This window comes from Actinosynnema sp. NPDC059335, assembly GCF_042752395.1.
Lineage (GTDB): Bacteria > Actinomycetota > Actinomycetes > Mycobacteriales > Pseudonocardiaceae > Actinosynnema.
Genome location: NZ_JBHYXZ010000205.1, coordinates 1 through 13,075, shown reverse-complemented (window position 1 = coordinate 13,075; position 13,075 = coordinate 1). Strand labels below are relative to the sequence as shown.

12 protein-coding genes and 1 pseudogene are annotated in these 13,075 nt (G+C 74.4%); 3 read left to right on the top strand and 10 right to left on the bottom strand.

The features are described 5' to 3' along the window. Positions 1 to 387 (bottom strand): annotated as a pseudogene (locus tag ACFXGA_RS36675) (hypothetical protein); the annotation flags it as partial. A 170-nt stretch (positions 388 to 557) separates the two neighbouring features. Between ACFXGA_RS36675 and ACFXGA_RS36670 the strand changes: the two are divergent. Then, on the top strand, positions 558 to 806 hold the full coding sequence (locus ACFXGA_RS36670) for a DUF3040 domain-containing protein (protein ID WP_378096562.1): 249 nt from the start codon (positions 558 to 560) through the stop codon (positions 804 to 806). A gap of 234 nt (positions 807 to 1,040) precedes the next feature. On the opposite strand, the gene ACFXGA_RS36665 is transcribed toward ACFXGA_RS36670, so the two are convergent. From ACFXGA_RS36665 to ACFXGA_RS36635, 7 genes are all read right to left on the bottom strand, one after another. Then, positions 1,041 to 1,190, bottom strand: coding sequence for a hypothetical protein (locus tag ACFXGA_RS36665; protein ID WP_378096559.1), 150 nt, complete (start codon positions 1,188 to 1,190; stop codon positions 1,041 to 1,043). 82 nt (positions 1,191 to 1,272) lie between these two features. Next, a complete protein-coding gene (locus ACFXGA_RS36660) occupies positions 1,273 to 2,460 on the bottom strand; it encodes a glycoside hydrolase family 88 protein (protein ID WP_378096556.1) in 1,188 nt (395 codons plus the stop codon). 42 nt (positions 2,461 to 2,502) lie between these two features. After that, positions 2,503 to 3,159: a hypothetical protein gene (locus tag ACFXGA_RS36655; RefSeq protein WP_378096553.1), complete on the bottom strand. Its 657-nt coding sequence runs from the start codon at positions 3,157 to 3,159 to the stop codon at positions 2,503 to 2,505. 4 nt (positions 3,160 to 3,163) lie between these two features. Then, complete coding sequence (locus tag ACFXGA_RS36650) at positions 3,164 to 4,057, bottom strand: carbohydrate ABC transporter permease (protein WP_378096550.1); 894 nt, start codon at positions 4,055 to 4,057, stop codon at positions 3,164 to 3,166. Next, entirely contained in the window at positions 4,057 to 4,983 is a 927-nt protein-coding gene (locus ACFXGA_RS36645; RefSeq protein ID WP_378096547.1) for a carbohydrate ABC transporter permease, read from the bottom strand. Before ACFXGA_RS36645 ends, ACFXGA_RS36650 begins: the two co-directional genes overlap by 1 nt. 79 nt (positions 4,984 to 5,062) lie before the next feature. Then, a complete protein-coding gene (locus ACFXGA_RS36640; RefSeq protein WP_378096544.1) occupies positions 5,063 to 6,367 on the bottom strand; it encodes an ABC transporter substrate-binding protein in 1,305 nt (434 codons plus the stop codon). A gap of 71 nt (positions 6,368 to 6,438) precedes the next feature. Further along, positions 6,439 to 8,394, bottom strand: coding sequence for a DUF2264 domain-containing protein (locus tag ACFXGA_RS36635; protein WP_378096541.1), 1,956 nt, complete (start codon positions 8,392 to 8,394; stop codon positions 6,439 to 6,441). A gap of 285 nt (positions 8,395 to 8,679) precedes the next feature. On the opposite strand from ACFXGA_RS36635, the gene ACFXGA_RS36630 reads away from it, so the two are divergent. Then, positions 8,680 to 9,786, top strand: a complete 1,107-nt coding sequence (locus tag ACFXGA_RS36630) for a substrate-binding domain-containing protein (RefSeq protein ID WP_378096538.1) — start codon at positions 8,680 to 8,682, stop codon at positions 9,784 to 9,786. A gap of 333 nt (positions 9,787 to 10,119) precedes the next feature. On the opposite strand, the gene ACFXGA_RS36625 is transcribed toward ACFXGA_RS36630, so the two are convergent. Next, positions 10,120 to 10,890 carry an SDR family oxidoreductase gene (locus ACFXGA_RS36625; RefSeq protein ID WP_378096535.1) on the bottom strand — a complete coding sequence of 257 codons (771 nt, stop codon included), beginning with the start codon at positions 10,888 to 10,890 and terminating at the stop codon, positions 10,120 to 10,122. After that, positions 10,887 to 11,717: a 5-dehydro-4-deoxy-D-glucuronate isomerase gene (gene kduI / locus ACFXGA_RS36620; RefSeq protein WP_378096532.1), complete on the bottom strand. Its 831-nt coding sequence runs from the start codon at positions 11,715 to 11,717 to the stop codon at positions 10,887 to 10,889. The genes ACFXGA_RS36625 and kduI overlap by 4 nt, the downstream gene beginning before the upstream one ends. Before the next feature lie 134 nt (positions 11,718 to 11,851). Here kduI and ACFXGA_RS36615 point away from each other — a divergent pair, with 134 nt between their 5' ends. Further along, the gene (locus tag ACFXGA_RS36615; protein WP_378096529.1) at positions 11,852 to 12,961 is read left to right on the top strand and encodes a substrate-binding domain-containing protein; all 1,110 of its coding nucleotides are present in this window, start codon (positions 11,852 to 11,854) and stop codon (positions 12,959 to 12,961) included. Positions 12,962 to 13,075: the final 114 nt, after the last annotated feature.

The following is a 13,075-nucleotide window of genomic DNA, read 5'->3' as shown; positions in this document are numbered from 1 at the left end:
ATCCTCGTAGCCCTCGGCGACGGCGACCCCGGCGGCGTCGGCGGCCTTCAGCACCGCCTCCCCCGCCGTCCGGACGGCGTCCGCGCCGACCGCGTCCCGCACCCCCGACAGCGACGCCCACGCCAACCGGGTGGCGCTCAGGTGCAGGTCGATCACCCCGCGCAGGGGCACGCCGCGCTCCGCCGCCCGCGCGCCCGCCTCGCGCCGGACCCGCAACTGGGTCGGGCGCAGCCGCCGCCCGGTCGCGCTGACCTCGTCCAGCCCTTCGAGGTAGCCGCGGAGGAGGTCGGTGGGCACGCCGTTGGCGTACCGGGCCGCGCGGTCGGCGATCTCCGCCCACCGCCCCGGCTCGTGCTCGGGCGTGGAGGCCCGCCTGGTTCGCGCCATGCGCACGAGTCTGGCAACCCCGGCCGCCGGAGAGGGCCGGAACGGCGGTGAACGGTCGAACCGGTTGCCGGTGTCCGGCAAGCAGCCGTCCGCGTCTTCGGCCTCCTCCGGCCCTTCCGCCGCCCGTGCCGCCGCGCGAGCATCGAAGCGGGCGACGGGGAGGAGTCGGGATGCGGTGGCCGTTGTGGAGCGTGCTCGTCGGGCTGCTGATCGCGTCCGCGGCCCGGACACCGGCGATGGCGACCGCGCTCGCCACCGGTCTGGTCACCGCCGGGATCGGCGCGCGGCACCGGCTCGTGGCGGCCCGGCCGGGACGCGTCCGGCTGACCCGGCGGGAGCGGAAGGCGTTGCGGGAGGTCGAACGGCGGCTGGCCGCCGAGGACCCGGACTTCGCGGCACGCCTGCGCGAGCCGTGGTGACGGGCGATCCCCGGGGTCACACGGGGCGCGCACACGTCCCCGGCCTTCGGCGGGCCCGACGATCGCCTCGTGGCGCGCACCCTACGGCCCGACGCGCCACGCCGGCGGGGCGTCGGACGGTGTTCGACCTGACGGACGGCGGGGACGGCGAGCCGCCGGGCGGGGGCGATCGGCGGGGGCCGCCCACGCCGCCGGCCGCGTCGGGCGTGCCGCGGGGTGAGCGGCCGGGGCGGGTCAGCCGATGGCGCGTTCGCCCTCGCCCGGCGCGGGGTTCGGCGCGGGGGTCGACCGCTCGGGCGCGGTCGCGGAGCGGGCGGTCCAGTCCGCGCCCAACCTGGTCCGGCGGGGGTTGGCGACCGGGTGCCCCGTGTCCGTCTCGTGCATCGTGCCTCCAGGTGGAACCGGTTACGCCCTTCGGGGGTTTCCGCCGCCCGGCACGGTCAAACGATGAGGTGCGTCACCCGCCTCACCAGTAGCTGCGCCAGTCCGCGCGCAACCGGCGGGACAGGGCTTCCAGGTAGAAGTAGTCGCCCCACAGGGTGCCCTCGTCCACGCCGACGTTCTTGGGCTTGTCGTAGACGCCGTGCAGCAGCAACGGGGCGGCCGGGGTGGCGGACGCGGGCGCGTAGCCCGCCGCGAGCGCGGCCAGGATGGCGTCCCCCTCGGCCCGGTACCGCACCGCGGCGTCCCGGTCCTCCAGGTGGTCCGCCAGCTCGTACAGCCCGCACACCGCGATGGCGGCGGCCGAGGAGTCGCGCTCCTCGCCGCTGCCGTCGGCGAACACGAGGTCCCAGTAGGCCACCCGGTCGTCGGGCAGGCGGGAGAGGAAGTGGTCCGCGCACCGCCGGGCCGCGTCGAGGAACGCGGGCTCCCCCGCGTGCCGGTAGCCCAGCGCGAACCCGTAGACGCCCCACGCCTGCCCGCGCGCCCAGCACGACCCGTCCCGGTGGCCCTGCTCGGTCGCGCCGCGCAGGGGCTCGCCGGTCTCGGCGTCCCAGTAGAACGTGTGGAACGTGGTGCCGTCCGGCCGGATGATGTGCCGCCGCAACTGCTCGGTGTGGCGGACGGCGGCGTCGGCGAAGTGCCCCGAGCCGGTCGCCTCGCCCGCCCAGTACAGCAGCGGCATGTTCATCAGGCTGTCGATGATGGTCCGGCCGCGCTGCCTCGGGTCGGCCAGGTCGCCCCACGCCTGCACGATGCCCGCGGGCTCCAGGAACCGGCGCATCAGGTGCCCGGCGGCCGCCAGCGCGGCCTGCCGCGCCCGGTCGTCGCCGAGCAGCCGCCACGGCGTCACGCACGACAGCGTGTACAGGAACCCGAGGTCGTGGGTCTCCAGGTCGATGCCGCGCTCGACGCGGTCCGCGAAGCTGTCGACCTGGCGACGGGCGGCCGCCAGCACGTCCTCGTCGCCGGTCCCCTCCCAGGTGAGCCACAGCATCCCCGGCCAGAAACCGGTCGTCCACCCCGCGTTGGCCCCCTCGGGTTGACCGCCGCGCGGGGTGCGGGGCCGGTAGGCGCCGGCGGTGGTCGTGTCGTCGGGGTACCAGGCGTCGAAGTCGGCGATGTTGCGCCGGACGGTCGCCACCGCGGCGTCCCAGGCCGCGGCCGGCTGATCGGTGGTGGTCGGTGCGGCGCGGTGTGCTTCCGCGGTCATGCTTCTCCCTCGGAACGGGGTGACGGGACGGGTGGACGCGGGTCAGCGCGCCGCGAGCGGGCCGAGCGGCCGCAGGGTCGCGCGGCTGCCCACCCACACGACGTAGAGGGCGGGACCGGTGAGCAGGGCGAGCGCCGGCACCGGCAGGGCGGCGACCGCGGCCGCGAGCACCCACAGGGCCGCCAGCGACACCGCGGTGAAGTGGGCGCGCCGGACCGCGAGGAACAGGCACGCCTTCGCCAGCCGCCGGACGGGCACGTCGGGGTGCTCGACCACGGCGGTGAGCGCGACCAGCGCGGTCGCCGCGGTGAGCGCGACGAGCACGACCAGCACCGGGATCGCGACGGCCCCGACCGGGCTGCCCCAGGCGGCGTGGACGTCCACGACCAGCACCACCAGCACGGCGGCAGCGGCGGCGGCCACGGCCGAGGACCGGCGGGCGTGCCGGCGCCACGCGCGCCCGAAGCCCCGGACGACCGGCGCGCCGCCGTCCCGCGCGGTGGCGGCGAACACGGCGTGCGCGGCGGCCACGGCCGGGCCGAGGACCGGCGCGGTGGGCACCAGCAGCGGCCAGCTGGTCGTGACCGGCGTGAACAGCAGCACGGCCAGGAACGGCGCGGCGGCGAGCACCACGAGCACGCCGGTGGCCAGCAGGGCGTAGGCGGTGGTGAAGATCCGGTCGTAGGTCTCGTGGGTCACGTCGTCAGCCCTTCATCCCGCTGGTGGCGATGCCCTGGACGAAGTACCGCTGGCCGAGCAGGAACACGACCGCGATGGGCAGCACGGACAGCACCGAGCCGGTCATGATCAACGCGTGCTCGGCGTTGTACTCGCTGACGAACGACTTGAGGCCGAGCTGGATGGTCCACAGGTCGGGGTCGCGCAGGTAGATCAGCGGGCCGAGGTAGTCGTTCCAGGTGGTGACGAACGTCAGCAGGGCCAGGCCGGCCAGCGCGGGCACCGACAGCGGCAGCATGATCCGGAAGTAGATGCCGTACTCGCTCAGGCCGTCCACGCGCGCGGCCTCGCACAGCTCGTCGGGGATGGTCGCGTAGTACTGGCGCATGAGGAACACGCCGAACGCGCCGAACGCCTGCAACGCGACGATCGACCACAGCGTGTTGGTCAGGCCGACCTCGGACATCATGATGAACTGCGGGATCATGTACGCCTGCCACGGCACCGCGATCGTGCCGATGTAGAGCAGGAACAGCAGGTCACGGCCGGGGAAGCGGGCCTTGGCGAACCCGTAGGCGGCGAAGCTGCCGGTGAACAGCTGCAGCACGGTCACCACGAACGACAGGAAGACGGTGTTCTTCAACCACACCACCAGGTCGGAGACGCGCCAGATCTCCAGGTAGTTCGACCACTGCGGCGAGTCGGGGAACCAGCGCACGGGGATGGCGAAGACGGCGTTGTCGGTCTTCAACGACGACGAGACCATCCAGAAGAACGGCAGCAGCAGCCCGGCCGCCGCCAGCGCCAGGACGGCGTAGCCCACGACCCGGCCCGCCGCGGGGCTCCGCCGGTCGCGCCGGTCCGGGGGCGCGACGACGTCCGGGACGGTCGCGTCGGCGAGGGTGTTCGGGGCGGCCATCAGGCGTTCCTCCTGCGGTTGACGAGGAACTGCACGACGGTGACCGCCATGCAGAGCAGGAACAGCACGACGGAGATGGCCGAGGCGTAGCCGAACCGGTTCTCGACCAGGCCCTTCTGGTAGATGTACTGGGACAGCACCAGGGTGGACTGGCCGGGTCCGCCGTTGGTCATGACCAGGATCAGGTCGAAGACCTTGAAGCTGCCGATGGTGAGCATCACGGTGACGAAGAACGTGGTGGGGCGCAGGCAGGGCAGGGTGACGTTGCGGAAGCGTTGCCAGGCGTTCGCGCCGTCGATGCGGGCGGCCTCGTGCAGCTCCGGCGGCACGGTCTGCAACCCGGCCAGGAACAGCAGCATGTAGTAGCCCATCTCGCGCCAGACGCCGACGACGATCACGGCGGGCATGGCCCAGTCCGACGACGCGGTCCAGCCGGGCGGGTCGTCGACCCCGACCAGGCCGAGGATCTGGTTGATCGGCCCGGCGTCGCGGCTGAACAGCAGGTTCCACGCGATCGCGATGGCCACGATCGAGGTCACGTAGGGGAAGAACGCGGCCGTGCGGAAGAACGCCACCCCGCGCAGCTTGCGGTTGAGCAGCAGCGCCAGCCCGAGCGAGAGGGCGAGCGTGAGCGGGATGTGGAACGCGGAGTAGTACAGGGTGTTGAGCAGCGCCCGGTGGAAGCTCGCGTCCTTGAGCAGCCGGGTGAAGTTGTCCAGCCCGATCCACTTGGCCGTGCCGAACACGTTCCAGTTGGTGAAGGAGATGTAGAACAGCGCGACGACCGGCCCCAGGGTGAGCAGGCCGAAGCCGAGGAAGTTCGGCAGGACGAACGACACGCCCTGCAGTGACCGGCGGGCCCGGTGCGACCGCCTGGCGCGGTCCGCCGCGGTGCCGCGCGGGCGGCCGACCGTCGTGGTGCTCATCGGCGTTGTGCTCCTGGTCGGGTGGTGTGCTGGTGGACCGGTGCGTGCCCGGCCGGCGTCGCGCCGGGCCCGCACGGCGTCATCGGGATTCGAGCACCTCGCTGCGCGCCCGCTCGCCCGCCTGCTTGAGCGCCTCGTCCACCGGCGTGCTCCGGGACATGATCGCGGAGTGGGTCTCCTGCAGGATGTTCTGCAACGCGGCCGTCTGCGGCGAGACGGGGTTCTCCGCGCGGGTGTCGTGCGTGGTGAAGGAGAAGCGGGACAGCTCGTCGGACGGCACGCCCTCCACGCCGAAGTACGCCTGCACGACCGGGTCGGTCAGGGTGGCGGGCGTGATGCCGATCGACGCCAACGCGGTCGCGCCGCCCTCGCCGGAGACGAACGCCAGGAACTTCTTGGCCGCCGCCACCTTGCCCTCGTCGATCGCGGCGTTGACGCCCAGGCCCGTGGGGTCGCCGAAGGTGACCGGCTTGTCCTTCGTGCTCGCGTCGCGCTGCGGGGCCGGGGCGAAACCCCACTGGAACGCCTGCGCGTCGCCCTTCTTCTGCTGCGCGATCAGGGTCGCCACGTACCAGCTGCCCATGAGCATCATCGCGGCCTGCTGCGTGCCGAACTGCGCCTGGTACTGGAGGGTGTTCGTGGTGGCCGTGCCGTAGTCCACCTGCGAACCGGCGTCCTGGAGCTGCAGGGCGCGCCGGTAGTACGGCGCGAGGTAGCCGTAGTCACCGCTGAGCAGGTCCGCGCCGGGCGTCTGGGCCAGCGCCAGGCCCTGCACGGTGGACTGCCAGACGTGCTGGTAGACGGCCTTGGCCGGGGAGCCCGCGGCCTTGAGGCCGGCGGTCAGGTCCGCCGCGGCCTTCTCGTACTCCGCCCACGTCCACGCCCCGGCGGGCGGCGTCACCCCGGCGGCCGCGAAGAGGTCCTTGTTGTAGTACAGGTACCAGGAGTCCTGGCGGTAGGGCACGGCGTACGTCGCGCCGTCCACCTTGTAGTTGCCCAGGCCGTTGACGCCGTCGCCGAGGCCGCCCGCGACGTCCGAGACGTCCAGCAGCTGCTCGCCCGACTGGTAGGTGATGAAGTTCTTGAGGTTCTTCAGCACGTACACGTCGGGCGCGCTGCCGGCGGCCAGGTCGGCGGTGAGCTGGGTGTCGTAGTTGGTGGCGTCGTACTCCTTGAACTCCACCGTGACGTCGGGGTTGCTCGCGTGGAACGCCTCGGCGAGCTTCTTGAACTCCGGGGTGGTGTTGAGGCTCCACGCGCTCATCGTGAGGGTGACCGGACCGCCGCTGTCGGCGGGCTCGTCGGAACCGCACGCGGTCGCGGTGAGGGAGAGGGCGGTGACGGCGGCCGCGAGGGCGGTCCACCGGGAACGGCGGTGTCGCATGGTCCTTCACTTCCTGGTCGAGCCACGGGGAGAGCGGGGGTGGGGGCCGTGCCGGGTGGGCGGCCCGCCGGTCAGGACAGCGCGGTGCGGGTCTGCGCGCCGTCGGGCCACCGGGTGGTGACCCAGGTCGTCGGCCCGACGCGCCGGAGCCGGAGCTGCGGCCCGGTGGACGGTGGCCCGGGGTGGCGCGCCAGTTCGAGCAGCACGGCGCACCACTCGCCGGGGACGACGGGGCAGCGTGCCCACGGGACGGCGGCGACCGGTCCCAGCGGGCCGGCGTCCTCGTGCACGGACACGCCGGAGTCGGTGGTCCGTCCCAGCAGGACGGTGAGGGTGGAGCGGGTGCCGTCGTCGGCCTCGACGGCGGGGTCGTCGGTGGACCGGACGTCGACGCCCGCGCCCGCGACGGGCCAGCCGGTCAGCCGCAGGGCCGCGGGCGGGCGGTCGCGGGCGACCCCGTCCACGCGGACCAGCCGGACCTCCCACGGGCCGCGGACCAGCGAGTGCACGGTGACGGTCCCGGCGTCGTGGTGGCGGCCCGTCCAGCCCGACCCGTGGTGCTGCTGGGTCTCGTCGGGCTCGACCCACCGCACCACGCCGGACGACGACGCGCGGCCGACGGTCACGCCGCCGACGTCGAGGACTTCGACCGGGCCGAGGTCCATGCCGGCCCGGTGCGACGCCCGCCCGTCCGCGTCGAGCAGCACGACGGACTGGTCGCGGGGATCGACCCAGCTCCGCTCGTCCAGCAGCGGGCTGGTCGCGGTGGAGTAGCCGAGGCGGGCGTAGAGCGGGGAGTCGGTCCTGGTGTCGCCGGGGACCGCGTGGTCGGTGCCGTGGTTGACCACGCGCACCACGCCGTCCGCGGCCGTGCCGCTGACCAGCCAGCCCGGGGCCTTGATCACGTCGACGTAGTCGCCGCGCTCGATCGGGAGCGGCTGCTCGTCGCCCGTCCACACGGGGTGGTCGGCGGGCAGCAGCAGGCCGAGCATGCCCTTCACCGCCCAGTACGGCGACCCCGGTCCCGAGTAGGACTGGGCGAGGCGCGGCCACGGCCCGTGCCAGCCCAGGGTCAGCAGGCCGCGGTCGTCGGGCGCGCCCCGGTCCACGAAGTGCCGCACCACGCTCGACGCCGCCCGGCGCAGCACCCCGGGCGGGGTGGACGGGACCCCGGCAAGCACGCCGGCCCAGAACGGGGCCGCGGCGGCGAACCGGTAGGTCAGGCTGCGGCCCTGGAGCAGCGGCGACCCGTCGCCGCCCACCAGCCGCACCGCGTCGAGCAGGAAGCGGTCGAGCAGCGCCGCGTCCCGCTCCCGGCGCGGTTCGGCGAAGCCCTCGGCCCCGGCCATGCGCGACCACAGCTGCGGGTAGACGTGCAGCGCCCAGCCGACGTAGTGGTCGAACGCGCGCTCGTGCCCGTCCGCCATCCAGCCGTCCTCGCGCAGGAAACCGTCGTGGGTGGCCAGGTCCTCCTCGACGTCGTCGGCCGACCACGGACCGCCGACCGACCGCAGGAACGCCTGCGCCACCAGCCGGAACCACACCCAGTTGATCCGCGGGTAGGTCGGGTCGCCCACGGCCGGCGCGAGGTAGTCCACGACCCGCTCCCGCACGCCCGCGTCCAGCCGGTCCCACAGCCACGGCCGGGTCAGGTCCAGCGCCAGGGCCAGCGAGGCGGCTTCGACCTTGGCCTGCGCGTGCTCGTCCAGCCGCACCCAGCGCTCCGGCGAGGCGGGGTCGGTGCCCGCGGCGATGCCCTCGGCGTACCACTCGGCCAGGTTGTCCGGGTCCGCGCCGCGCTCGCCCGCCAGCCGGAACCCGGCCAGCAGGAACGTCCGCGCGAAGCCCTCCAGGCCGTCCACGTCGGACCCGTACCCGCCGGCCGGGCCGGGCAGGGTGACGCGCGCGTGGCGGGGCGAGCCGAACGGGCGCACCGCGCGCAGGAGGGCGTCGGCCGTGCCCGCCCACTCGTCGCGGGTCCAGGCGGTCCGCGGTGCGGCTGCCCTCACGAGGGATTCCGGCGGCATGTGGTCGTCCTTCAGCTCCGAAGGCGTTCGAGCAAAAACGGCACAGGTGCTTTCGTTTTTGATCGCTTTGTGCGTTAAGCAGTAAATACGTGCACGAGTGATCGTGTCAAGCCTCACAACGGCGCCTTCCGACGCGCGACGACGCGCGGCCGGTCGCCGCGAGGTGCCGCGGCGGGCCGACGACATAATTGACGCGAGATCGACGACAGGAGGGCGTCCGGTGACGAGAGCGCGTGTGGGGGACGGTGCGGCCGGGGCGCCGGCCGGGCCGGCGACGGGAGCGTCGTGAACTCCGAGTCGCGCACGCTCGCCGCGCGGAGGCGGGCCTCGATCCTGGAGGCGCTGCACCGCGACGGCGTGGTCCGGATCTCCGACCTCAGCGAGCGGATGGGCGTCACGGCGGTGACGCTGCGCCGCGACATCGCCCACCTCGACGGCGAGGGCCTGCTGCGCCGGGTGCACGGCGGGGCGACGCTGCCCGCCACCGCGCCGCCGTCGGCCGGGCCGCAGCCGTTCGACGTCCCGGCCGAGCCGGTCCGGCCGGGCGCCGCGGGCATGCTGGTGCCCTCGCTCGACTACTACTGGCCGGAAGTGGTGCGCGGCGCGGAGGAGGAGGCGTCGGCGCAGGGGTTACGGGTGCTGCTGCGCGGGTCGTCCTACGAGAGCGCCGACGACCGGCCGCAGTTGGAGCGGTTGCTGGACCACGAGGACGTGTGCGGGCTGATCGCCGCGCCGAGCCTGACCGCGCCGTCCGCGGCCGCGACGATCGAGTGGCTGAGCACCATCGACACGCCGGTCGTGCTGGTCGAGCGCACGGCGACGGTCGGCCCCCGGCAGGCCGTCGTGGAGTCGGTGGTGTCCGACCACGCCCTGGGCGCGGCCATGGCGGTGCACCACCTGGTGGCGTTGGGGCACCGCAAGGTGGGCGTGGTGACGAGCGAGCACAGCCCGACCTCGCCGCAGGTGCGCCGGGGCTGGTCCGACGCGTGCGCGGGGGCCGGGCTGGACCGGGGCGCGACCGTGGACCGGTCCGTGCCGAGGCCGGGCGTGGCCGGGTGGGACACCGCGCTGGACGACGTGCTGGACGGGTTGGCGTCGACGGGGACGACGGCGGTGCTCGTGCACGCCGACACCGAGGCGATGGCTCTGGTGCAGCGCGCCGAGCAACGCGGCGTGCGGGTGCCGGCGGAGTTGTCGGTCGTGGCCTACGACGACGAGGTGGCGGCGCTGTTCACGCCCGCGCTGACCGCCGTGCGCCCGCCGCGGCGCTCCATCGGCCGGGCGGCGGTGTCGCTGCTGGCCGCGAGGCTGCAGGACCCGGACCGCCCGACGCACCGGGTGGTCGTCACCCCGTCCCTGCGCGTGCGCGACTCGACCGCGCCGCCGGCCTGACCGGCACCGGCGACCGCGACCGCGCCCCCGCTGCCCGACCGCCCGGCTGCCCGACCGCCCGGCTGCCCGACCGCCCGGCTGCCCGACCGCCCGACCGCCCGGCTGCCCGGCTGCCCGGCTGCCGCGATCCGCTCACCGGTCGCGGACCGGCGCGCAGCCGGTCATCGGTCGTCCCGGCGCGTCCGTGCACGTGGGACGACCGGCCGCCGTGGTCGCGCCGGCCCACCGCGTCCGCCCCCGCACGCGCCCGGCCGGCTGTCCGCCAGGGCCCCGGTGGTCGCGCCGGCAGCGGTGGTCGCGCCGGTCGTGGCCGGGGGTCGGTTCCGTTCGCGGTCATCGGGCCAGCCAGCCCCCGTCGACCGGGAGCACGACGCCGTGCACGTAGTCGGCCGCGCGCGAGCACAGGAACAGCACCGCGCCGGCGATGTCCTCCGGCTCGGCCCAGCGCCCCGCCGGGATCCGGTCCAGGATGGACCGGTTGCGGTCCGGGTCGGCGCGCAGGGCCTCGGTGTTGTCGGTGGTGACGTAGCCGGGCGCGACGGCGTTGACGTTGACCCCGCGGTGCGCCCACTCGTTGGCCAGGGCCTTGGTCAGCCCCGCCACGGCGGACTTCGACGCGGTGTAGCCCGGCACGGTGATCCCGCCCTGGAAGCTCAGCATCGACGCGACGGTGACGATCCGCCCCGACCCGCGCGCCAGCATCGCCCGGCCGACGTCGCGCGACAACGTCCACGTGGCCCGGAGGTTGACGTTCAGCACGTGGTCGAAGTCGGCGTCGGAGTGCTCGGCGGCGGGCGCGCGGCGGATCGTGCCCCCGTTGTTGACCAGGACGCCCACCTCCCGCTCGACCAGCAGCGCGCCCAGCTCGGCCACCTGGCCCGCGTCCGCCAGGTCGGTCCGCACCGGCGTGAACGCGCGCCCCTCCCCCTCGACCGCGTCGCGCGCGGCGCTCGCGCCGTCCGGCATCGAGCCGCTGATCCCGATCACGTCCGCGCCCGCGGCGGCCAGCAGCCGCGCCACGGCCAGGCCGATGCCCCGGCTCGCCCCGGTGACCGCGGCCGTCGTGCCGGACAGGTCGAACAGCTCTCCCACCTCCGGCTTCATCGCAGCGTCGCCGCCGGGTGCGGGTCCATGTCGTCGAACGACTGGTTCTCCCCCGCCATCGCCCACACGAAGCTGTACGAGGCGGTCCCCACACCGCTGTGCAGCGACCACGGCGGCGAGATCACCGCCTGCCGGTCGGCCACGATCAGGTGCCGGGTCTCCCGCGGCTCGCCCAGCAGGTGCACCACCCGCGCGTCCTCGGGCAGACCGAAGTACAGGTACGCCTCCATCCGGCGCTCGTGGGTGTGCGCGGGCATGGTGTTCCACATGCTGCCCGCGTGCAGCGTCGTCACCCCCATCACGACCTGGCAGCTGCGCACGCCGTTCTCGTGGATGTACTGGGTGAGGGTCCGGCGGTTGGAGGTCAGCGGGTCGCCCAGCTCGCGCACCGTGCCCTCGCCGGGCTGGACCGCCGCGGTCGGGTACGTGGTGTGCGCGGGCGCGGAGAACAGGTAGAACGCGGCGGGCTCCGCCTCGTCGTCGGACGCGAACGACACCTCGCCCGCGCCCCGGCCGACGTACAGGCACGCGGTCGGCGCGAGCCGGTGCTCCTCGCCGTCCACGGTCACCGTGCCCGGCCCGCCGACGTTGACGATCCCCGCCTCGCGGCGCTCGAAGAACCGGTCCGTCCGCAGCTCGGGGAACGACGGCAGGCTCAGCGGCCCGGTGCGCGGCAGCGCGCCCGCCAGCACGACCCGGTCGTGGTGGCTGTGGACCGCGCGCACCTCGTCGTCGGTGAACAGGTCTTCGACCAGGTAGTGGCGCCGCAGGTCGTCCGTGGTCATGGACGGGACCTGCTGCGGCGCGGTCGCGTAGCGCTGCTCCACGTACGTCGCCTTCCTTCTGTTTCCCTCGCGTGACGGTCAGAAACAGTCAATCCCAGACACAAAGGAAGGGCAAGACTGTACAGTTTGGTTGTTCCGATCAGTTTCGATCAGAGTGACGAGGCGAGCAGGCGGTCATGGCGGAGCAGCCCGGTACGGAGACCAGGGGCTCGATGCTGCCCGCCGCGCGGCGGCAGTGGCTGCTGGAGCACCTGTCGGGTCAGGGCGTCCTGCGGATCGCGCACATCGCCCGGGTCATGGGCGTCACGCCGGTCACCGTGCGGCGGGACGTGAACGAGCTGGCCGCCGAAGGGCTGGTCGAACGGGTGCACGGCGGCGTGCGGCTGCTCGCCGACGGCGCGGCCCTGGCGGCCGGCCGGGCCGGGGACGGCACGCCCGCCGTCGGGATGGTCGTGCCGTCGCTGGACTACTACTGGCCGGAGGTCATCCGGGGCGCGCAGGACACCGCGCACGAGCTGTCCGCGCGTCTTGTGCTGCGCGGGGCGTCGTACCAGGTGGGTGACGTGCGGCACCAGGCGGAGTGGATGATCGGCAGCGGCGCGGTGGACGCGCTGCTGGTCGCGCCGCCCACCCGCGGGGCGGACGCCGAGGAGCTGGTGTCGTGGCTGACGGCGTTGCCCGTCCCGGTGGTGCTGGTCGAGCGTTCCGCGGTGTCGGGCCCGTACCGGCGGCACGTCGAGTCGGTGCGCACCGACCACGCGGCCGGCGCGGAGCTGGCCGTGCGGCACCTGCACGCCCGGGGGCACCGCGGGATCGGGCTCGTGGTCAGCGCGACCAGCCCCACGTCCGGGCAGGTGCGGGAAGGGTGGCTCGGCGCGGTGGCGGACCTCGGGCTGCCGGCCGCGCCTGAGGTCTCCGTGGCCGCCTACTACGAGCCCGCGTGGGGTGTCGACGTCGACCGGGTGCTGGACGTGTGCGCGGAGCGGCACGTGACGGCGCTCGTCGTGCACTCCGACCGGGAGGCGGTGTCGCTGGTGCAGCGGGCCGAGGAGCGGGGCCTCCGGGTGCCCGGCGACCTGTCGGTGGTCGCGTACGACGACGAGGTGGCGCGGTTCGCCCACCCGCCGCTGACCGCCGTGCGTCCGCCGAAGTACGCCATCGGCCGCACCGCGGTGCACCTGGCGCTGGACCGGCTCGCGGAGGGCGCGGACCTGCCCGTCCGCCGGGTCGTGCTCAGCTCCGAACTGCGCGAACGCGACTCGACCGGCCCGGGCCCCACCACCTAACCTCCGCGTGTCCTACGTTCAGAACGCGCGTGTCCTACCTCCAGAACGCGTGAGTCCAACGCTCAGAACACCCGAGTTGAACGTTCGGAACGCCCCCGCCCTGTCCCGAACCTG

Excerpts from the sequence above, each read along its gene's own strand:
- ACFXGA_RS36670 (WP_378096562.1), top strand. The coding sequence starts at position 558 with ATGCGGTGGCCGTTGTGGAGCGTGCTCGTCGGGCTGCTGATCGCGTCC.
- ACFXGA_RS36665 (WP_378096559.1), bottom strand. The coding sequence starts at position 1,190 with ATGCACGAGACGGACACGGGGCACCCGGTCGCCAACCCCCGCCGGACC.
- ACFXGA_RS36660 (WP_378096556.1), bottom strand. The coding sequence starts at position 2,460 with ATGACCGCGGAAGCACACCGCGCCGCACCGACCACCACCGATCAGCCG.
- ACFXGA_RS36650 (WP_378096550.1), bottom strand. The coding sequence starts at position 4,057 with ATGGCCGCCCCGAACACCCTCGCCGACGCGACCGTCCCGGACGTCGTC.
- ACFXGA_RS36645 (WP_378096547.1), bottom strand. The coding sequence starts at position 4,983 with ATGAGCACCACGACGGTCGGCCGCCCGCGCGGCACCGCGGCGGACCGC.
- ACFXGA_RS36640 (WP_378096544.1), bottom strand. The coding sequence starts at position 6,367 with ATGCGACACCGCCGTTCCCGGTGGACCGCCCTCGCGGCCGCCGTCACC.
- ACFXGA_RS36635 (WP_378096541.1), bottom strand. The coding sequence starts at position 8,394 with ATGCCGCCGGAATCCCTCGTGAGGGCAGCCGCACCGCGGACCGCCTGG.
- ACFXGA_RS36625 (WP_378096535.1), bottom strand. The coding sequence starts at position 10,890 with ATGAAGCCGGAGGTGGGAGAGCTGTTCGACCTGTCCGGCACGACGGCC.
- ACFXGA_RS36615 (WP_378096529.1), top strand. The coding sequence starts at position 11,852 with ATGGCGGAGCAGCCCGGTACGGAGACCAGGGGCTCGATGCTGCCCGCC.